A 20,934-nucleotide genomic window follows, 5' to 3' on the forward strand; every position below is an offset into this window, starting at 1 on the left:
TCCTGTGGGCCGCTGGAGTACGCAATGTTCAATCGCGGTAAAACTAGCCTTCCCTTCGTGTTCCTGGCGCCGCCGCTGGCCGTGATGGCAGTGCTGGGACTCGTGCCGACCGTCGCGGCCATCAATCTCGCGCTGCGCAACCGCGTGCTGACGTACCCGGACAGCGAGTACGTCTGGTTCCGCAACTTCGTTCGCCTCGCGTCGGACCGGCGCTTCGTCAACTCGATCGAGGTCTCCGCAATCTGGGAGTTCGTCACCGTGGTCGGCGCCGTTGCGGTGGGCGTCGTGATCGCGATCTACCTGTTCGAGCACGTGCGCGGGCGGTTGCGCGACCTGATCGGCATCCTGCTGATCGTGCCCGTTCTGTTGCCGCGCGTGTCGGCCGCGTTCATCTGGAAGTTCATGTATTCGCCGCTGAACGGCATCCTGAGCTGGCTGCTCGGCGTGCTCGGCATACCCGACACGGCGTTTCTCTCCGATCCGGGGCTCGCGCTTTATGCCGTCGCGCTCGTCGACATCTGGCAATGGGGGCTGTTCTTCTCGGTGGTGGTGCTGAAGCTGCTCGAAACCTTGCCGCCCGAGCCGCTCGAAGCCGCGCGGCTCGACTATGCGAAAACCTGGCAGGTCTACGCTTATATCGCGTTGCCGATGCTGCGCGCGCCCATCATGAGCCTCGTCTTCATCAAGATGGTCGAGTCGCTGCGTTCGTTCGACCTGATCTACGTGATGACCAAGGGCGGCCCCGGGGTCTCGACCGAAACGCTGGACATGTACGCGTATTCGCAGGGGATCGGTCTTTCGGGAAAGGTTTCGTACGCGTCGAGCATGGCCGTCCTGATGATGGTTGCGACGACCCTGATCTTCACTTTTATCTGGAAGCGGGTGAACAAATGGGAAGACTGATTTCCCGCGGCGCGATTCTGTTGCCGGGCGTTGCACTCGTGTTGCTGGCGGCGTTTCCGATCTTCTGGGCCGTGCTCAATTCGCTCAAGCACCTGCTCGACATCGTCACGCCCACGCCGCGTTTCTTCTTCACGCCGACGCTCGACAACTACCGGCAGGTCATCGCAAGCCCCGAAGTGCTGATCGCGCTGGAAAACAGCGCGGCAATCGTCGGCACGGCGGTCGTGTTGGGCACCGTGCTCGGCGTGCCGGCGGCCTACGTGATCGCGCGCTTTCATGTGCCGGGCAAGCGCGACATCCAGTTCTTCCTGCTCTCGCTGCGCTTTCTGCCGCCCGTTGCGGTGGCGATTCCGCTGATCGCGATCTGGATCGATCTGGGGCTTTACGACACGCGGCTCTCGATGGTCGTCACATATCTGCTGACCACGCTTTCGACCATCACATGGCTGTCGATTCCCGTGTTCCAGCGCATGCCGCGCGAGATCGAGGAAGCGGCCACGCTGGACGGCTACGGTCCTTACGCGGTGTTCTGGCGTATCGCGCTGCCCACCTGCGGCAGCACGCTTATCGGCGGGATCGTGTTCAGCTTCGTGCTGGTGTGGAACGAGCTGATGATCGCGCTCGCCCTGACGTCCTCGCGCAGCGCGACGCTGCCCGTCGTGGCTTCCGCCTTTACGTCGCTGGGCCAGGAGGTGCCGTGGGGCGTCATCAACGCATCGACGGTGCTGCTGGCGATACCGCCTATTATTTTTGTAGGCGTGCTAAGCCGCCTGCTGAACTCAATGCTGAAAGGAAAGTGAGGAGATTGCTGTGAAAGCACTGGTACTCGAAGAAGCACGCCGCCTGAGTCTTCGCGACATCGATCTGCCGCTGACGGTGGGTCCGCGCGACGTCAAGATCCGCATTCATACGGTGGGCGTATGCGGCAGCGACGTTCACTATTTCACGCACGGCCGCATCGGGCCGTTCAAGGTGGAGAAACCGATGGTGCTCGGTCACGAGGCGTCGGGCACGGTGGTGGAGGTGGGCGCCGAGGTCAGCCACCTCGAGGTGGGCGACCGCGTCTGCATGGAGCCGGGCGTTCCGCAATTCGATTCGCCGGCCACGATGCGCGGCCTTTACAACCTCGACCCCGCCGTGCGCTTCTGGGCGACACCGCCGATACACGGTTGCCTGACGCCTTATGTCGTGCATCCGGCGTCGTTCACCTATCGTCTGCCCGACAACGTGACGTTCGCGGAAGGCGCGATCGTCGAGCCGCTTTCGATTGGCCTGCAGGCGGCCAAGAAGGCCGCCATGAAGCCCGGCGACGTGGCGGTCGTGATCGGCGCCGGCACCATCGGTGCGATGACCACGCTCGCGGCGCTCGCGGGCGGCGCCTCGCGCGTGATCCTTGCCGACGTCGTGAAAGAGAAGCTCGCGCACTTCGCCAACCATCCGGCCGTCGTCACCGTGCACGCGGCGGAGCAATCGCTCGTCGATGTCGTTCGTGAGGTCACGCAGGACTGGGGCGCCGATGTGGTTTTCGAGGCGTCGGGCAACGGCGCGGTGTTCGAGACGCTGCTCGACCTCGTCTGCCCAGGTGGCTGTGCGGTGCTCGTGGGCATGCCGGCCGCGCCTGTCGCGCTGGACGTGGTGGCGATGCAGGCGAAGGAAGTGCGGCTCGAATCCGTGTTCCGCTACGCCAATATTTTCCCGCGCGCGCTGGCGCTGATCAGCTCGGGCGCGATCGACGTGAATCCGTTCATCTCCCGCAAGTTCGCGTTCTCGCAGGGTGTGAAGGCGTTCGAAGAGGCTGCCGCGGGGCGTCCCGAGGACGTCAAGATCCAGATCGAGATGGACTGAGCCATGGCCAATATCGTCTGCAAGGGGCTGACCAAGCAATACGACGGCGGGGCGCCCGTGCTGCACCCGCTCGACCTGCATATCGACGAAGGGGAATTCGTCGTGCTGCTGGGGCCCTCGGGCTGCGGAAAGTCCACGATGCTGCGCATGATCGCGGGGCTGGAGGAAATCAGCGGCGGCGATCTGATGATCGGCGGCACGGTCGTCAACGAGGTGCCCGCGCGCGAGCGCAACGTCGCGATGGTGTTCCAGAACTACGCGCTCTATCCGCACATGAGCGTGTACGACAACATCGCGTTCGGCCTGCGCCGCCTGCATACGCCGAAAGACGAGATCGACCGGCGCGTGCGCGAGGTCGCGGCGATGCTCAATCTCGACGCGCTGCTCGAACGCAGGCCGCGGGCGATGTCGGGCGGGCAGCAGCAGCGCGCGGCGATCGCGCGCGCGATGATCAAGACACCTTCAGTATTCCTCTTCGACGAGCCGCTGTCGAATCTCGACGCGAAGCTGCGCGCGCAGCTTCGCACCGACATCAAGCGGCTGCATCAGCGCCTCAAGACGACGACGGTCTACGTGACGCACGATCAGCTCGAAGCGATGACGCTCGCGGACCGCGTGATCCTGATGCGCGGCGGCCGGATCGAGCAGGAAGGCACGCCGGGCGAGCTTTACCGGCACCCGCGCACGTTGTTCGCGGCCGGCTTCATCGGCACGCCCGCCATGAACTTCTTCGACGGCATCGTCGAGCGCGGCGGCGAGGCCGTTGCGGTGCGCGTCAAGGGCGAGCGGTGGCCGCTGCACGGCCCGCGCTTCGCCCGGTTGCTGGACGGACAGCCGGTCAAGCTCGCGATCCGGCCGAACTTCGTCGGCGTGACCGAAGGCGCGCACCCGGCCGAAGCGCTTGCGCTACAGGGTGTCGTGGAGCTCGTCGAGGTGCTGGGCGCGGAGGCGCTCGTGACCGTGGAATATTCGGGCGAACGGGTGGCGGCGCTGGTGTCCTCGGCGCGCGTGCCGGCGCCCGGCGCGAGCGTAACGCTGGCATTCGGCGCGCACGACCTGCACGTCTTCGATGCGGGGACCGAGGAAAATGTCTCGCTCGAACTGCAGTACGATACGGCAGATCCGCAGTCCGGCAACCCGGCCGCGTACGTGGCGCTGAAGGCGGGGGTGCATTAGCAGGACGTCATCAAAAGGACAGCGTAGCGATACGTGAAGGAGACGACGCATGAATCCGGATCTCGAACTGGTTCACACCCGGCAGGACGAATCGTTTCGCGCCTGGGTACACGACTATCCGCACACGGTCGCGAAATGGCATTTCCATCCGGAATACGAAATTCACATCATTCGTGAATCGTCGGGCAAGTATTTCGTCGGCGATTACATTGGCGACTTCGCGCCGGGCAATCTCGTCCTGACGGGGCCGAACCTACCGCACAACTGGGTGAGCGACGGCGGCAATGCGATCGCAGTGCCCTCGCGCGACCTCGTGCTGCAGTTTTCGCGCGAGGCCGTGCAGCGCATGGTTTCGGCATTCGCGGAACTGGGTCCGGTGCTGACGCTGATCGACCAGGCCTCGCGAGGCATCCAGTTTCCCGACCGCCTGGGTCTTTCGATTACGCCGCTCATCGAAGAACTCTGCAGCGCGCACGGGGCGCGCCGCGTCGCGCTGCTGATGGCGATCCTCGACGAACTGACGAACTGCGCACAGAGGAAGATGCTCGCCGGCCCCGCCTACGACGTCAACGCGCGGCGCTACATGTCGTCGACGATCAACCAGGTGCTGTCGTATATCCAGCAGAACCTCGCGGGCAATCTGCGCGAAGTCGACGTGGCGGAGTTGTCCGGCATGAGCGTCAGCGCGTTTACGCGCTTCTTCAAGCGGCATACGGGCTGCACGTTCGTTCAATACCAGAATCGCCTGCGCCTGAACGAGGCCTGCGAACTGCTGATGTGCACGAGCCTTGGCGTGACCGACATCTGCTATCGCGTGGGCTTCAACAACGTGTCGAATTTCAACCGGCAATTTCTGGCGCAGAAGGGCATACCGCCTTCGAAGTTTCGCGCGCTCCATCGCCTGAACGAACCCGCGCCGCACGAGCACAAGGCGGCAGCCTGAGCACGCCTCGAACCGGGCATCTGATTGCCCATCAACAGGATCGTACATTGAGTTATCTCGGCATTGATCTCGGCACTTCGGAAGTCAAGGCAGTCCTGACCGACGACGAATCTCGCGTGGTTGCCAGCGCGGGCGTCGCGCTGCGCGTGGAGAACCCCCATCCTCACTGGTCGGAGCAGAGTCCGCAGGACTGGTGGCGGGCGACCGTCGATGCGATCGGCGCCGTGCGGAGCGCGCAGCCGCGCGCGTTTGCGGGGCTGCGCGGCATCGGCCTGTCCGGCCAGATGCATGGCGCGACGCTGCTGGACCGCGGCGGCAACGTGCTGCGGCCGGCGATCCTCTGGAACGACACGCGCGCCTTCGCGGAGTGTGTCGAGCTCGAAGCGCTCGTGCCCGATTCGCGCGCGATCACCGGTAATCTGGCGATGCCGGGTTTTACGGCGCCGAAGCTGCTGTGGCTTTCCAAATACGAGCCGGCGGTATTCGGTTCCGTGCAAAAAGTGCTGCTGCCGAAGGACTATATTGCCTGGCGTCTGACCGGCGAATTCGTCTCCGACCTGTCCGACGCTTCGGGCACGCTGTGGCTCGACGTCGCCAGGCGCGACTGGTCCGACCGCATGCTGGAGGCAACGGGGCTGACGCGCGAACACATGCCGCGGCTCGTCGAGGGCAGCGAGGCGGCGGCGCCGCTGCGCGACGATCTGCGGCGCGAATGGGGTGTGAACGGCAGCGTGGTGGTTTGCGGCGGCGCCGGAGACAACGCGGCGAGCGCGGTGGGTATCGGCGTGGTCAAGACAGGGGAGGCCTTGCTTTCGCTCGGTACGTCCGGCGTGCTCTTCGCTGCCACCGGACGATATGCGCCGAACCCGGCCCAGGCCGTGCACGCGTTCTGTCATTGCGTGCCGGGGCAGTGGCACCAGATGAGCGTGATTCTTTCCGCGGCCGCGAGCCTGCAATGGCTGTCGCGCGTGCTGAAACTCGATGTCGCCGAACTGGTCGAGATGGCGCCGGCCGGCGAGCGCGCCACGGCGCCGATATTTTTGCCCTATCTGAACGGCGAGCGAACGCCGCATAACGATGCCGAAGCAAAGGGCGTGTTTTACGGCATGAGCGCTTCGCACGGTGCGGCCGAGCTGGCCTATAGCGTGATGGAAGGCGTGGCGTTCGCGATGGCCGACGGCTACGCGGCGCTGCAAGGTGCGGGCACGGTGCTGGAAGCGGCGTCGTTCGTCGGAGGCGGATCGCGAAGCGCATTCTGGGGCCGGCTCTGCGCCACGGCGCTCGGTTTTCCGCTCGATCTTCGCGAAGGCAGCGACGTTGGCGCCGCGCTGGGAGCCGGGCGGCTGGCGCGTCTGGCCCGCACCGGCGAAGCGCTCGACACGGTGTGCGTCGCGCCGCCGGTGGTGCGGCGATACGAACCCTCCGGGACTACGCGTGCCATGCTCGACGAACGGCTGGCGCGCTACCGGCGGCTGTATCGGGCGCTTCGGGAAGAATTTCGGGCGTGAAATCCGTTAGCAATACTCAGGACTGCGGCAAGGGCGGAAGAATGGACTCGACCCGATCGCGCTTGCGGGTGCCGTGCACGAAGCGGCACGGCAAGGAACGCTTTCATCGCCCGTTTTGAGGCGGGAACTTATTGCGCTGGTAGACACATTTCTGAACGCGCCACGGCCCACGGCGATCGCCCGGGATCCAGGCAGGTCGCGGCGTTGGCGATCCATCTGACACTGCCGGAAGCCGCCGATCGCCGGTTGTGCGCCTTCCCTCCCACTCCCGCCCATTGCCTGTCCCCGACGCGGAGCCTTTTGCGCTCCCAGCCCCGGCCGATGCCGATCTTCAAAGCAGATGTCAATATCATGGTATTCCATAGTATCGCCTGGGCGAGGCCATGACTAGTATGGCATACCATAATCTTGTCATCGGATCCCGCATGGCGTGACGCGCGCGGCGGGGCGATTCCGGTTGTGCACGAGATTTCCCATCGGCAGGGCGTTGCGGGGCGATGGGCGACGCCGTTCGGTATTGCCCGGGTTCACGCCCGATTTGGGTCATTTCACGCTTTTCTTTATTAGTTGTACAAAACATGGAAGGAGAATGGCATGCGTTTCGGGAAGTGGAAGATCATGGCTCTTCCTTTGCTGGTGAGTTCTGGCGTGCACGCCCAGAGTACGGTGACGATGTACGGTTTGATCGATGAAGGCCTGAACTTCACGAACAACGCGGGGACCGGCCAAGCGTATCGCCTGCAGAGCGGCGACGTGGTGGGCAGCCGCTGGGGCCTCAAAGGCTCCGAAGATCTGGGCGGGGGGCTGGCCGCGATTTTCAGGCTGGAAAATGGGTTCAACGCAAGCAATGGCGCCTTGCAGCAAGGCGGCCGGCTGTTCGGCCGGCAGGCCTACGTAGGTCTCGCGTCGCAGAATTACGGCACGCTGACCGCCGGTCGCCAGTACGATCCGACCGTCGACCTGTTCAGCGCGATCACCGCCGCGGGCAACTGGGGCGACGTTGGCGCGACACCGTTCGACAACGACAATACGGACTGGGACTTCCGCGTCAACAACTCGCTCAAGTACGTTTCGCCGACCATTGCCGGGCTCACGGGCGAGGCCATGTACGGCTTCAGCAACACGAGCGGCTTTGCCGACAACCGGCTCTTCAGCGTGGCGGGACAGTACCAGTACGGCGGCCTGACGGCGGTGGCGGCCTATATGCGGATCGACAACCCCGGCTCGGGCACGTCGGGCGCCGTCACGAACGATAGCGTTTTCTCCGGCGCCGTCCAGCAGAACATCGACGCCGGGCTTGCCTACAAATTCAAGTCGGTGCAGGTTGCGTTCGCCTGGTCGCATACGAGTATCGACAGTCCGACGGGCAACGCCTATCTGTCGGGTTCGATCGCGCCGGCTAACGGCGGCTCGTGGACCAACTGGAAGTTCGACAACTTTCAGATCAACGGGCAATACTTCTTCACGCCCGCTTTCTGGCTCGGTGCATCGTACACCTACACAATGGGCAAGCTGGATACCACGGCCGGGAACTACAGCCCGAAGTGGCATACGGCCCAGCTCACGCTCGACTACGATCTGAGCGCACGCACGTCGCTTTATCTGCAGGGTGCGTATCAGCACGTGCAAAGCGCCAATACGGGTACGCAGTTCGACAACGCGCAGATCCTGGCGGCGGCGGGCCCGTCCTCCACCGTCAATCAGTTCGTGTACCGGATCGCGATGATTCACCGGTTCTGATCGGGCGCCGACGTTTCGCCGGGCGCGTACGCCGGAGGTGCGCGCCCGGGGCCCGGCATCCAGAGATAGCCAGGTTTTCGAATGGTGGATAATATGGCATTCCAGATCGCCGATTACGACGTCATCGTGCGGCCGCCTTTTTATCCGTCCATCTTTCGTGCCCTATGTCAGACCTTAAAGTTGTCCGCGAGACCAAAACGCTTCGTGAATTAACGCTGGACAAATTGCGCGACGCGATCGTGCAGGGTTACTTCCAGCCGGGTGCGCGCCTCGTCGAACGCACGCTGTGCGATGAGCTGGGGGTTAGCCGCACGATTGTGCGAGAGGTGTTGCGGCACCTCGAGACAGAAGGGCTGGTGGAAGTCATTGCGCGGCAGGGGCCGGTCGTGGCGCAGCTCAATCCCGCCCAGGTCAGCGAGATTTATGAATTGCGCGGCCTGCTGGAGGCGAATGCCGCGCGAGCGTGCGCCGAGCAGTCCACGCCCGCACTCGTGAAAGAACTGCGGGACATCCGCAAGAAAATCGAAGCCGCGTTCAAGGCAGAAGACCTGCCAGCCGTGCTCGCCCATACCGAACGCTTTTACGACGCGCTGTTCGAAGGGGCGCAAAAGACCGTTTCCCTCGCCGTGGTCAAGACGCTGAATGCGCGCATCAATCGCTTGCGCGCGCTGACCATCGCCATGCCGGGCCGCAGCGGAGAGTCGAATCGCGAGATGAACAAAATGCTCGATGCCATCGAGCGGCGCGACGGCGATGCGGCGTTTGCCGCCTCCATCGCCCATATCCAGCGCACTTCGGAACTGGCTCAGTCGGCGCTTGCGCAACGAAGCGAGAGCGTATCCAAAGCCTGATCTGAGCGCGTCATTCCTTCGCTCATCGAGAGGCGCCGTCCGGCGATCTCTCGGCGGACCGACCCGGCTCGCGTCCCTTCCCCGATAAAGCGCTGCTCGTGAGCGGCGTTTTTGATTTCTGCCGTCCCCGCTTCCCTTTTTTCGTCGCGTCCGACTCGCGTTGGCTGGCCGGCGGCGACTCCGCATGCCTTCCAAAACCGGCCTCGCACGGCGCTCCGGCGCGCCGCGGGCGAGATTCATGCCACCCGCCGGCATCGCAAGCATTATGGTATTCCATAATATTCGTGAGCCAAGACCATCCATAGTATGGCATACCATAATCTTCTGTGATGTCGACGCGGCTTTCGGGCTGGTTTGGAGCGCAAAATGAGGTTGGAAGTCCGCAGTCTGGCAAGCAGGTCCGTACCCGGAACGCAGGCAGGGCAAGTCGAATGAAGCCCGATCTGCCGCAGGAGCCTGTCGTCACGCGCGGCGTCACGGCAGGCACGAGCTACAGCGTGTACGCGCCGAAGTCGGACGAAGCGCGGGCGACGGTCGTCCTGATCCACGGCGTGGGCATGAACCAGAGCGTGTGGGCGCCGCAGATCGCTCCGCTGACGGCCGCGAACTATGAGGTCGTGGTCTACGACATGCTCGGCCATGGCGGCAGCGCGCTGCCGCCGGACGAACCCACGCTCGGCGACTATGCGGCCCAGCTCGACCGTCTGTTCGGCGACCTGCATATCGGCCATGCGCATGTCGTCGGGCATTCGATGGGCGCGCTCGTCGCGCTGGAGTTCGCCCTGACGCGCGCGCCGCGCACGCTGAGCGTGGCCGCGCTGAATGCGGTCTACGACCGCACGCCCGCCCAGCGCGAAGCAGTGATGTCGCGCGCTGGGACGCTGGGCGAAGCGCCGCTCGATACGGGCGTCGACGCCACGCTCGAACGCTGGTTCGGCGACCCGGTGCCCGCGCACCTGACCCGGGCCGCGCAAGCGGTGCGCCATCTGCTGCTGTCCGTCAATCCGGTCGGCTATGCGCGGACTTACCGTCTCTTCGCCTGTTCGGACGATGTTCACGTGGGCCGTTTGACGAATCTGTCCGTGCCGGCATTGTTCCTGACCGGCGCCTGCGATCCGAACTCGAGTCCGGACATGTCGCACAAGATGGCTGCGGCCGCGCCGTTCGGTCGTGCCGAGGTCATTGCGAACGCGCGTCACATGATGACCGTTAGCGATCCAGAACAAACGAACGAGCGCCTGCTCGCCTTTTTCGCCGCAGCAACGGAGCCCGGCGCGGCAAACCCACCGAACGCTGGAGGATGCGATGCCTGAGCCGATCATCGAAACGGGTTTCGACACGCTTGAATTTCGCCGTGCGCTGGGCGCATTTGTCACCGGCGTGACGGTCGTTACCACGATCCAGCAGGACGGTTCCCCGCGAGGCTTCACGGCCAACTCGTTTGCCTCGGTGTCGCTCGATCCGCCGCTGATTCTCGTATGCATCGCCAAAACCGCATCGAGCCATGCGGTCTTCTCCCGCACCGATCACTTTGCGGTAAGCGTGCTGGCGGAGGACCAGAAGGCGGTGTCCGGCGTATTCGCCTCGAAGTCGCCCGACAAGTTCGCGCAGGTGGCATGGCGCGCCCGCGCAACGGGAGCGCCGGTGATGGACGGCGCGGCGGCCACGTTCGATTGCAAGACGCACGACGTTGTCGATGCGGGCGATCACATCATCCTGATCGGACGTGTTGTCGATTTCGTTCATACGAACTCGTCGCCGCTGGGCTATTGCCGGGGCGCCTACGTGAATTTCAGCCTCTCGCAGGACGCCCTGGCGGCGACCGGCGCACGCGCCCAGGTGGGGGCGATTCTCGAACACCGCGACGGCCTTGTGCTGCTCGAAACGAAAGACGGCCTGCAACTGCCCACGGGCGTCAAGCTCGAACCCGAAAGCGATGCGGCGAGCCTGCGCGGGGTGCTGGCGAAGCTGGGCCTCGTGGCGCATCTCGACTTCATTTTCGCTGTGTTCGAATCGGGCCATGGGCCGTCGGCGAGTGTCCAGGTCTATTACCGCGGCCGTGTGGTCAACAGCGGCGCGGTGTGGATGGACAACGCGATCCACCTCATCCCGCTTTCCCGGATTCCGTGGAACGAATTGCGCGATGAAGCCGTGCGTTCGATGCTGGAGCGCTATGTGCGCGAGCGCAGCGAAGACGCCTTCGGCATTTACGTCGGCGATACGGAAGCCGGGCAAGTGCAGACGCTTTCAGCCACACGTTGATCGGTAACGTTCGATCACCCGATACTGAAATAAGGAGACCCAATCATGTATTACGAAATCCGTACCTATCGCATCAAGACGGGCGCCGTACCCGCGTATTTGAAGCTCGTGGAAGAAGAGGGCATCGAACTGCAAAAGCAGTACCTGGGCCAGTTGGTCGGCTACTTCTTCTCCGAGATCGGCCCGCAGAACCAGATCGTGCATATCTGGGCCTATCCGGGTCTCGACGAGCGGGAACGCCGTCGTGCGGCACTCGCCGCAGATCCGGCCTGGCAGGCTTTCGCGCCGAAGATTCAGGCACTGATGGAAGAGATGGAAAACAAGATCATGAAGCCGGCGCGCTTTTCGCCGCTGGCCTGAGAGACCACGGTCGAGGCCACCGGCCATCCCCACATTCAACGCAGCGCTACTCAACCGATTCCCACGGACACCGACATGAACAGCACACGCTCTCTGATGATGACGCCGCTGATCGCCCTGTGCGCGGCGGCCTTCACGGCCGCGCCGGCGCTTGCCGCCGATCCCATCGTTTTCACGAGCTGGGGTGGAACGACGCAGTCCTCGCAACAGAAAGACTGGGCGCAGCCCTATACGCAATCCAGCGGCGTCAACGTGCTGATGGACGGTCCGACCGACTACGGCAAGCTCAAGGCGATGGTGGACAGCGGGAACGTGAACTGGGACGTCGTGGACGTGGAGGGCGATTTTGCCTATGCGGCGCAAAAGGCGGGGCTGATCGAGCCGATCGATTATTCCGTGGTCAAAAAGGACGAACTCGATCCGCGTTTCTCGACGACCGACGCCGTGGGCAGCTTCTATTACTCGTTCGTGCTCGGCTACAACAAATCGGCCTTCAAGGGCGCGCAGCCGCAGACATGGGCCGATCTGTTCGATACGAAGAAATTCCCCGGTAAACGCACGTTCTATAAGTGGTCCGCGCCGGGCGTGCTCGAAATCGCGCTGCTGGCCGACGGCGTGCCGCCCAACAAGCTTTATCCGCTCGACCTCGACCGCGCGTTCAAGAAACTCGACACGATCAAGAGCGACATTGTCTGGTGGAGCGGCGGTGCGCAGTCGCAGCAGTTGCTCGCCTCGGGTGAAGCGCCGGTCGGCATGTTCTGGAATGGCCGCCTGCATGCGCTCGAACAGACGGGTGTGCCGGTCGGCATTTCGTGGAACCAGAACCTGACCGCCGCGGACATGCTCGTGATCCCGAAGGGCGCGAAGCATAAGGCCGAGGCGATGAAGTTCCTCGCCGTCGCCACGAGCCCCGAGGCGCAGGCGAAATTCGCAACGGACACGGGCTACGCGCCGATCAACGTGAAGTCGGCCGCGATGATGCCGCCGGCGGTCGCGAAGACGCTGCCGGACCAGTACAAGAGCTCGCAGATCGATCTGGACATGAAGTACTGGGCCGACAATCGCGACGCGATTGCGAAGCGCTGGTACGCGTGGCAATCGAAATAGTCGTCGCAGAGAGAGGCGTGCCCCGTAGCGACGGCGAAGCAGGCGGCGCATAGCAGTAACTGAAGAGATGCAGGAGACACCATGCCCAACGTTCTGAGTACCGTCGCCCATCCGCCGGCGACACCCGCGCGCCGGCGGCGCGACTGGCGCAACATCCGCCTGTTGATACCGGGGATCGTGCTCCTCGTGATCTTTTTCATGCTGCCGGTGCTGTCGCTGCTGTTGCGCAGCGTGCTGGAGCCCACCCCGGGACTGCAGAACTACGCGCAGCTTCTCGGCTCCTCCACCTATCTTCGCGTGTTCGGAAACACGTTTCTGGTGGCGGGCGTCGTCACGGTGGTGACGGTGGCGATCGGCTTTCCGACGGCGTGGCTGCTCGCGATCGCGCCGCGCCGGCTCAGCGCCCTGCTGTTTTCGATCCTGCTGCTCTCGATGTGGACCAACCTGCTGGCGCGCACCTTTGCCTGGATGGTGCTGCTCCAGGCCACGGGCCCGATCAATCGCATGTTGATGGCGATCGGCCTCATTCGCGAGCCGCTGGCGCTCGTGAACAACCTGATTGGCGTGACGATCGGCATGACGTACATCATGCTGCCTTTTCTCGTGATGCCGCTTCACGCCACGCTGCGCAGCATCGATCCCTCGACGCTGCGCGCGGCGGCGGTGTGCGGCGCGAGCCGCTGGCAGGCTTTCTGGAAAATTCTCGTGCCGTTGGCCATGCCTGGCATCGCATCGGGCGCGCTGATGGTGTTCGTGATGGCGCTCGGCTATTTCGTGACGCCGGCGTTGCTTGGCGGCGCGCAATACATGATGCTCGCCGAACTGGTTGCCCAGCTCGTGCAGGAACTGCTGAACTGGGGGCTGGCCGGCGCGGCCGCCTTCGTCCTGCTCGCCGTGACGCTCTCGCTCTATGCGCTGCAACTGCGCTTCACGGGCGGCGCGCGCGCCACTACCGGAGGCCACTGACATGTTGCTCGACTTCGACCGTCTGGGCGCGCTGCGCTGGGCGCTGCTGGCTATCGGCGCTGCCGTCGCCCTGTTTCTTCTGCTTCCCATCGTGTTTATCGTCGCTTTGTCGTTCGGCGATTCGCAGTGGCTGATCTTTCCGCCGCCGGGCTGGACGCTGGAGTGGTATCGCCAGTTGTTCACGGATCCGGGCTGGCTGGATTCGCTGCTGACGAGCGCAAAACTCGCGGTGATCGTGACGGCGCTGTCCGTGCTGATCGGTTTTCTCGCCTCGCTCGCGCTGGTGCGGGGCAAGTTTCGCGGGCGCAACGTCGTGAAGGCGTTCTTCCTCACGCCGATGGTGCTGCCCGTCGTGGTGCTGGCGGTGGCTCTCTATGCATTCTTTCTTCGCATTGGACTGAACGGAACGATGACGGGTTTCGTCATCGGCCATCTGATCATCGCCTTGCCGTTTTCGATCATCTCGATCAGCAATTCGCTGTCGAGCTTCGATACCGCACTGGAAGATGCCGCGTTGATCTGCGGGGCCTCGCCGCTCGAAGTGAAGCTGCGCGTGACGCTGCCCGCGATCCGGCTTGGCCTGTTCGCAGCGGCGATCTTCGCGTTCCTCGCATCGTGGGACGAAGTGGTGGTGTCGATCTTCATGTCGAGCCCGACCTTGCAGACGCTGCCCGTGCGCATCTGGGCCACGCTGCGGCAGGACCTGACGCCGGTGGTCGCCGCGGCGTCTTCGCTGCTGGTCGGACTGACGACTGTTTTGATGCTGGCGGGCGCCGTGCTGCGCCGCGCGCGATAACTGAGGTAATTAGCCATGACTTCCGCATTCCTGCAAATCCAGCGCCTGCGCAAGACCTACGACGACGTCGTCGCCATCGATCAGGTCTCGCTCGATGTGCGCAAGGGCGAGTTCATGACCTTCCTCGGGCCGTCGGGCTCGGGCAAGAGCACGACGCTCTATATCGTCGCGGGCTTTCAGGAGCCGACCGAGGGCCGCGTGCTGCTCGACGGCAAGCCGCTGCTTTCGGTCGCGCCGAACAAGCGCAATATCGGCATGGTGTTCCAGCGCTACACGCTCTTTCCGCATTTGACGGTCGGGCAGAACATCGCCTTCCCGCTGCGGGTTCGCCGTCGCCCCGATGCGGAAATCAAAAAGAAGGTCGAGCAAATGCTGGCGCTCGTCCACCTTTCGGAGTTCCGCGACCGCATGCCGGCCCAGCTCTCGGGCGGCCAGCAGCAGCGCGTGGCGATCGCGCGTGCGCTTGCGTACGATCCGCCCGTGCTGCTGATGGACGAACCGCTCTCTGCGCTGGACAAGAAGCTGCGCGAGGAAATCCAGCTCGAACTGCGCCGCATCCATCAGCAGACCGGCGTGACGATACTCTATGTGACGCACGATCAGGAAGAGGCGTTGCGTCTTTCGGATCGTATCGCCGTGTTCAACAAGGGCTGTATCGAACAATGCGGAACCGGCGAGGAACTCTATGCGAATCCGGCTTCGCGCTTCGTCGCGAACTTCATCGGCAATTCGAACTTCCTGCCTGTGCGCATCACGGCACGCAACGCAGCGCAATCGAGCGCGGTGTTTCCGAGCGGCCATGAAGTCGCCGCCGCGGGCGACGCCACGCTTTCGGTGGGAAACGACGGCACGCTGATGGTCCGCCCCGAACAGATCCGCCTTCGCGCGCTCGATGCGGCGAAAAATGCGGCAGGCTTGCCGGTGACGGTTCGGGACATCACGTATCTGGGCGACGTCATGCACTACTCGGTGAGGACACCCTGGGAACAGGACGTGTCGGTGAGAATGCCGGCCGGCGACCATCGCGATAGCGGCATAGTCATCGGTACCCAGGCCTGGGTCGACTGGGACGCGCGCGACGTTCGGCTGTTCGCGCAAGCTTGATCGGGCACGCGATGAGCGAATCGTTTTTGTCCCTGAAAGTCGAGCGCCGAACCACCACGTTACGAGAGCTGGCGCTAGAGAAAATGCGCGGCGCCATTCTCGACGCCCGTTTCCAGCCGGGCGACCGGCTGGTCGAACGTACGTTATGCGAAGAACTGGGCGTGAGCCGTACGGTCGTGCGCGAGGTCCTGCGCCATCTGGAAACGGAGGGGCTGGTCGAGATCCGGGCGAACCAGGGGCCGATCGTGGCCGTGCTCGATCTCGAACGGGCCACCGAGATCTACGAGATTCGAGCGCTGCTGGAGGGGGAGGCGGCGGCTGCCTGCGCCCAATTCGCCGATCGATCGATCATTGCGGACCTCGAAAAGCGGATCGACCAGATCGAACTCGCTTTCCACGACCAGGATTATGGCGCGGTGCGCTCGCTTACGACCGCCTTTTACGAGCGCATGTTCACGGCGGGGCACAAACATGTCGCCTGGGAGATCGTGCAGTCGTTGACGGCGCGAATCAACCGCCTGCGGGCCTTGACGATCGCGTCCGACGATCGCGGACGCCAGGCCGTTGCGGAAATGCGCCGGATATTGGCGGCGCTACGCGCGGGGGATGCCGCTGCCGCGCGTAGCGCGGCCGTCACGCACGTCAGCCGGGTGGCGGAAATCGCCCGGAAGCTGCTGGTTGAAGGGCAAGAGCACTTGCTGCTGAAACAGGCGGGCTGACGACGGATACGCGCTTTCCTTCTCGCTGGCCCACCGGACGTCGGGTCTCGCGAATCATTTTCAAACACCTTCAGGAAAGTCCATGGAATTGGCAACCCGGTTGAAAGATCCGCTGCTGTTTCGACAGCAGGCGTATGTAAGCGGTGAATGGCGCAGCGCGGCGAATACCGAAACGTTTGAGGTTCGCGATCCCGCGACCGGCTCGCTTGTCGGCAGCGTTCCCTTGATGGGCGCGACGGAAACCCGTGAAGCGATAGCCGCAGCGAATGCCGCCTGGCCCGCGTGGCGCAACAAGACAGCCAGGGAGCGTGCGGCCATTCTGCGCCGATGGTTCGAGCTGATGGCGCAGAATGCCGACGACCTTGCTCTGATCCTGTCGACGGAGCAGGGCAAGTCGCTCAATGAGGCGAAAGGTGAAATTGCGTACGCGGCGTCCTTTCTCGAATGGTTTGCCGAAGAAGGCAAGCGCGTGTACGGCGACACGATTCCGACACCCGCGAGCGACAAGCGCATCGTCGTGGTGAAGGAGCCGGTGGGGGTGTGCGCCGCGATTACGCCGTGGAATTTTCCGGCGGCGATGATTACCCGTAAGGTTGGCCCCGCGCTTGCGGCGGGTTGCACGATCGTCGTCAAGCCAGCCGAGGCGACGCCGTTTTCGGCGCTGGCCATGGCCGTGCTGGCCGAACGTGCGGGCGTGCCCGCGGGCGTGTTCAGCGTCGTGACGGGTGACCCGAAGGCGATTGGCGGCGAGCTGACGTCGAACCCCATCGTGCGCAAGCTCTCGTTCACGGGGTCGACGCCCGTGGGGCGCCTTCTGATGAGCCAGTGCGCAGCGACCGTCAAGAAGGTCTCGCTCGAACTGGGCGGCAACGCGCCGTTCATCGTGTTCGACGACGCCGATATCGATGCGGCCGTGCAAGGTGCCATCGCATCGAAGTATCGCAACAGCGGGCAGACATGTGTTTGCACGAACCGCTTCTACGTTCATGAGGCTGTCTACGATCAGTTCACCGAAAAGCTGGCTTCGGCGGTCGGCCGCTTGAAGGTGGGACGCGGCACGGAGCCCGGCGTCGAACAGGGACCGCTGATCAACGAGGCGGCCGTGCAGAAAGTCGAAGCGCACATCGCGGACGCCGTAGCGAAGGGCGCATCCGTGGTGACGGGCGGAAAACGTCACGCGCTCGGCCACGGTTTCTTCGAACCGACCGTGCTCAGGGACGTCACGCCGGCGATGAAAGTCGCGAAGGAGGAGACGTTCGGACCTCTCGCGCCGCTATTCAGGTTCACGAGCGACGATGAGGTGATCCGGTTCGCAAACGACACCGAATTCGGTCTCGCCGCGTACTTCTATAGTCGCGACATCGGCCGCGTATGGAAAGTCGCGGAAGCGCTCGAGTACGGAATGGTGGGTGTGAACACGGGCCTGATCTCGAACGAAGTCGCGCCGTTTGGCGGCGTGAAGCAGTCGGGCATGGGGCGCGAAGGCTCGCACTATGGCATCGACGACTACGTGATCGTCAAATACCTCTGCATGGCGGTGTGAGCGGGGGCGCGGTAGACCTATCCAATTATCTTGAAGTCTAAAAATGAAAACCATTAAAGACTTGCCCATTGCCAGCAAAATCTCAATCGCGTTTTCGAGCGCGATTTTTGCTTTTATTGTCAGTGCGGGTATTTGCCTTTTCAGCGTTCGCGCTATCGACCAGAAACAGAAGGATATCGAAGCATCGGAGCAGATACTGATTCTGCTAAAGGACGGGTCGGCCGACTATCTCAACATCGTCTGGGCGGTGCTCGCGAACAACCTCAACGGCAAGGCGGCGCACCGGCAGTGGATCGTCGATCACCGGGGCGACTTCGGCGACAAGATGGCGAGACTGCGCGCGATGGACCGAAGCCTCGCAGGGGATGCGCTCAGCCGCGAATGCCAGCAGGAATACGATGCCTGGCTAGGAAAAGTCGTAGATCCGCTCGTGGACATGCGAAAGAAGGTGGACGCCTACAGCGTGAGCGTAAGCGATTTGTCCGGGCTCACCGAAGGTTTCGGATCCTATCTGGGCACCGAAAAGTTGATCGAGGCAATCGGCAAGCTGGACAGTTACGAGCAGACGCGAATGTCGGCCAACCGGGTGGCGCTGGATTCCCTGCGCACGACGATTTACGTGAGCGTAATCGTCGCGTCGCTGATCGCCGTGCTCGCGTCCATCCTCGCGGGGCGGTGGCTTTCGCTTGCGATCTCCCGTCCCCTGAAACAGGCAGTTTCCGTGGCAACGTGCGTCGCCGAAGGCGATCTGACGAATCGCATCCAGGCGACGTCGGAGGACGAAACCGGGCAGTTGATGCTGGCGATGCAGGCGATGAACCAGAGCCTCGGGACGATCGTGGCCGGAGTGCGCTCCGGTGCCGACCGCATTGCTTCCGCCTCCAGTGAGATCGCGGCCGGCAATCTCGATCTTTCTTCGCGCACCGAAGAGCAGGCGAGCTCGCTAGAGGAAACGGCGGCCAGCATGACGCAACTGACCGAAACCGTGCGCCAGAATGCGGACAACGCCCGCGAGGCCAGCCTGCTTGCCACGCGCGCATCCAGTCTGGCGGACGCCGGCAACGAGGCGGTACACGGCATGGTCGAGACGATCGGGCGGATCAGCGGCAGCTCGGACCAGATCTCGGAGATCACGGGGGTGATCGAAGGAATCGCCTTTCAGACCAACATTCTGGCCTTGAACGCGGCGGTGGAAGCCGCGCGGGCAGGGGACCAGGGACGCGGGTTCGCCGTCGTCGCCAATGAGGTGCGTGGGCTCGCGCAACGCTCGGCAACGGCCGCGCGGGAAATCAAGGAGCTCATCGGTTCGTCGGTGGAAACGATTCGCAACGGCGCCAGGCAGGCGCACGACGCAGGCGGCACGATGGCGGAAGTGAAGCTCGCGATCAAACAGGTGGCGGACATCGTGGGCGAGATCGCGGCGGCTTCCGACGAACAGAGCCGGGGCATCGAGCAGGTCAATCAGGCCGTGAACCTGATGGACAAGGTCACGCAGCAAAACGCGGCGCTCGTCGAGCAGGCGGCTGCCGCGGCCCAGTCTCTCGAAGATCAGGCGATGGATCTCAAAGGTGCGGTGTCGGTGTTCGTGCTCGCCGATCACCACGATCACGCTGATCGGCATGCATGAACCGCGGCGCAGCCGGCTCGTGTCTAACAACGATCCGGCTGCAGATCGCAGGGCTTACTCGGAAGCGGTGGCGCCTGCGGGCGCCCGGCTGGGGGAGCGCGAACCGTCGTTCGGCGCGAGCAGGTAGTAGGCAAGTGCTGTTGCGACGAGGCCGACCATCCACGAGACATCGGCGCCGCCCATCATTGAGGCCCAGGGGCCATGAAAGAAGCTCTCTTCCATGAACGGAACCTGAATCGCAATTCCGAAGACGTAAATCGCAATGGCCTTGAAATTGAACGAACCGTACACGCCGCCGTTGTTGCCGATGATCTCGGCGACCCGATAGCGCCGGTGGTTGACGAGATAGAAGTCGACCAGATTGATGGCGATCCAGGGCGCGAGAACGATGCGCAACGCGAAAATCGCATTCAGAAAGAGGGCGATGAAGTTGCTCGACGCCCACAGCGCGGTCACGGTGGACGCAACCAGCAAGACTGTCGATACGACGATACGAACACGCCGGCCAGGCACCCACTCGGGACGGAACGTTTGCGCTGCGGTGATGAACGACAGCACCGCGCCATACAGATTCATGCCGTTATGGCCAATGATGTTGACGAGGAAAAGGAAGATCAGGACGTAGCCGAACAGGCCTGTCTGCGTCCGGATGGCCTGCATCGCGTCGGTGGAGTGACCGGTACTCACGGCGACCACGCCGAAGACGAACGCGAAGATCGTTCCCAGCGACGTGCCGAAGTACGTGAAGGCGAAGGTCTTGCCGAACCCGGTGGACACCGGCAGATAGCGCGAGTAATCGGACGTATAGGGTGCGAAGCTGATTTGCCAGATCGCGCACAGTCCGAACATGGCAAACCAGTTCGAAAGCTCGAAATGGCCTTGCTGGAAGGCGCGGGCGTCGAGGTTAGGCGCCATCAGCAGCATGCCGATCACGAGCGCGCTGCCCATGAACCACGCGCCGATCTTGTTGAAGCGATGGATGAAGTGATAGCCGATCACGCCGACCAGCGTCGCGAGGAGAGCGCCCAGCACGGTCGCCAGCGGTACGGGAACCGGCGGCGCGGCAGCGTGCAGCGTCTTGCCCGCGAGAATGATGTTCGAGACGAAGAAGCCGAGATAAATCAAGGTGGTGAAGCCCACCACGAGCAACGACCCATAGCGGCCGAATTGCGCGCGGCTTTGAATCATCTGCGGCACGCCGACGAGCGGCCCCTGCGCGGAGGTGAGGGCATGAAAGATCGCGCCGAAGAACTGCCCGGCCGCAATGGCGAGAATGGCGCTCACCAGATCCAGGTGGAAGATCAACACCGAGGTGGCGCCGGAAATCACGGCCAATGGCGCGACGTTCGTGCAAAACCACAGGGTGAAGAGGTCGACCGGTTTGCCGTGCCGATTCTCCGGGGCAACATACTCGATCGAATTGCTTTCGATGGTCAGAACGCTGTTATCGTTCGACGGGTTGTTCATCATGTCTCCATCTTTAT

At 63.4% G+C, this 20,934-nt stretch carries 19 protein-coding genes; 18 read left to right on the forward strand and 1 reads right to left on the reverse strand.

Annotated elements, in window-relative coordinates:
* Positions 1-24: 24 nt before the first annotated feature.
* The 18 genes from V8683_RS03190 (at position 25) to V8683_RS03275 (ending at position 19,450) form a co-directional block, all read left to right on the forward strand.
* Positions 25-903 (forward strand): carbohydrate ABC transporter permease, encoded by an 879-nt coding sequence (locus tag V8683_RS03190; protein WP_411192402.1) that lies wholly within the window; start codon positions 25-27, stop codon positions 901-903.
* A complete protein-coding gene (locus tag V8683_RS03195; protein ID WP_411192403.1) occupies positions 891-1,703 on the forward strand; it encodes a carbohydrate ABC transporter permease in 813 nt (270 codons plus the stop codon). Before V8683_RS03190 ends, V8683_RS03195 begins: the two co-directional genes overlap by 13 nt.
* A 10-nt stretch (positions 1,704-1,713) precedes the next feature.
* Positions 1,714-2,748: an NAD(P)-dependent alcohol dehydrogenase gene (locus tag V8683_RS03200; RefSeq protein WP_411192404.1), complete on the forward strand. Its 1,035-nt coding sequence runs from the start codon at positions 1,714-1,716 to the stop codon at positions 2,746-2,748.
* A gap of 3 nt (positions 2,749-2,751) precedes the next feature.
* Positions 2,752-3,924, forward strand: coding sequence for an ABC transporter ATP-binding protein (locus tag V8683_RS03205; RefSeq protein ID WP_411192405.1), 1,173 nt, complete (start codon positions 2,752-2,754; stop codon positions 3,922-3,924).
* A gap of 49 nt (positions 3,925-3,973) precedes the next feature.
* Complete coding sequence (locus V8683_RS03210) at positions 3,974-4,867, forward strand: AraC family transcriptional regulator (protein ID WP_411192406.1); 894 nt, start codon at positions 3,974-3,976, stop codon at positions 4,865-4,867.
* Positions 4,868-4,914: 47 nt separating this feature from the next.
* Entirely contained in the window at positions 4,915-6,375 is a 1,461-nt protein-coding gene (gene xylB, locus V8683_RS03215; protein WP_411192407.1) for a xylulokinase, read from the forward strand.
* A 594-nt stretch (positions 6,376-6,969) separates the two neighbouring features.
* Complete coding sequence (locus V8683_RS03220; RefSeq protein WP_411192408.1) at positions 6,970-8,115, forward strand: porin; 1,146 nt, start codon at positions 6,970-6,972, stop codon at positions 8,113-8,115.
* Between the two features lie 164 nt (positions 8,116-8,279).
* Positions 8,280-8,966 (forward strand): GntR family transcriptional regulator, encoded by a 687-nt coding sequence (locus tag V8683_RS03225; protein WP_411192409.1) that lies wholly within the window; start codon positions 8,280-8,282, stop codon positions 8,964-8,966.
* Positions 8,967-9,397: 431 nt separating this feature from the next.
* Complete coding sequence (locus V8683_RS03230) at positions 9,398-10,279, forward strand: alpha/beta fold hydrolase (RefSeq protein ID WP_411192410.1); 882 nt, start codon at positions 9,398-9,400, stop codon at positions 10,277-10,279.
* Complete coding sequence (locus V8683_RS03235; protein WP_411192411.1) at positions 10,272-11,228, forward strand: flavin reductase family protein; 957 nt, start codon at positions 10,272-10,274, stop codon at positions 11,226-11,228. The genes V8683_RS03230 and V8683_RS03235 overlap by 8 nt, the downstream gene beginning before the upstream one ends.
* A gap of 45 nt (positions 11,229-11,273) precedes the next feature.
* Positions 11,274-11,588, forward strand: coding sequence for an NIPSNAP family protein (locus V8683_RS03240; RefSeq protein WP_411192412.1), 315 nt, complete (start codon positions 11,274-11,276; stop codon positions 11,586-11,588).
* 75 nt (positions 11,589-11,663) lie between these two features.
* On the forward strand, positions 11,664-12,695 hold the full coding sequence (locus V8683_RS03245; protein ID WP_411192413.1) for an ABC transporter substrate-binding protein: 1,032 nt from the start codon (positions 11,664-11,666) through the stop codon (positions 12,693-12,695).
* 81 nt (positions 12,696-12,776) lie between these two features.
* Positions 12,777-13,661: an ABC transporter permease gene (locus V8683_RS03250; protein WP_411192414.1), complete on the forward strand. Its 885-nt coding sequence runs from the start codon at positions 12,777-12,779 to the stop codon at positions 13,659-13,661.
* A gap of 1 nt (position 13,662) precedes the next feature.
* The gene (locus V8683_RS03255; protein ID WP_411192415.1) at positions 13,663-14,457 is read left to right on the forward strand and encodes an ABC transporter permease; all 795 of its coding nucleotides are present in this window, start codon (positions 13,663-13,665) and stop codon (positions 14,455-14,457) included.
* A gap of 15 nt (positions 14,458-14,472) precedes the next feature.
* On the forward strand, positions 14,473-15,561 hold the full coding sequence (locus tag V8683_RS03260) for an ABC transporter ATP-binding protein (RefSeq protein WP_411192416.1): 1,089 nt from the start codon (positions 14,473-14,475) through the stop codon (positions 15,559-15,561).
* An 11-nt stretch (positions 15,562-15,572) separates the two neighbouring features.
* Positions 15,573-16,280: a GntR family transcriptional regulator gene (locus tag V8683_RS03265; protein ID WP_411192417.1), complete on the forward strand. Its 708-nt coding sequence runs from the start codon at positions 15,573-15,575 to the stop codon at positions 16,278-16,280.
* Positions 16,281-16,362: 82 nt separating this feature from the next.
* The gene (locus V8683_RS03270) at positions 16,363-17,823 is read left to right on the forward strand and encodes an NAD-dependent succinate-semialdehyde dehydrogenase (RefSeq protein ID WP_411192418.1); all 1,461 of its coding nucleotides are present in this window, start codon (positions 16,363-16,365) and stop codon (positions 17,821-17,823) included.
* A gap of 43 nt (positions 17,824-17,866) precedes the next feature.
* Positions 17,867-19,450, forward strand: coding sequence for a methyl-accepting chemotaxis protein (locus V8683_RS03275; RefSeq protein ID WP_411192419.1), 1,584 nt, complete (start codon positions 17,867-17,869; stop codon positions 19,448-19,450).
* A 54-nt stretch (positions 19,451-19,504) separates the two neighbouring features.
* On the opposite strand, the gene V8683_RS03280 is transcribed toward V8683_RS03275, so the two are convergent.
* Positions 19,505-20,920, reverse strand: a complete 1,416-nt coding sequence (locus V8683_RS03280; protein ID WP_411192420.1) for a purine-cytosine permease family protein — start codon at positions 20,918-20,920, stop codon at positions 19,505-19,507.
* Positions 20,921-20,934: the final 14 nt, after the last annotated feature.

The organism is Paraburkholderia sp. AV2 (assembly GCF_054968425.1).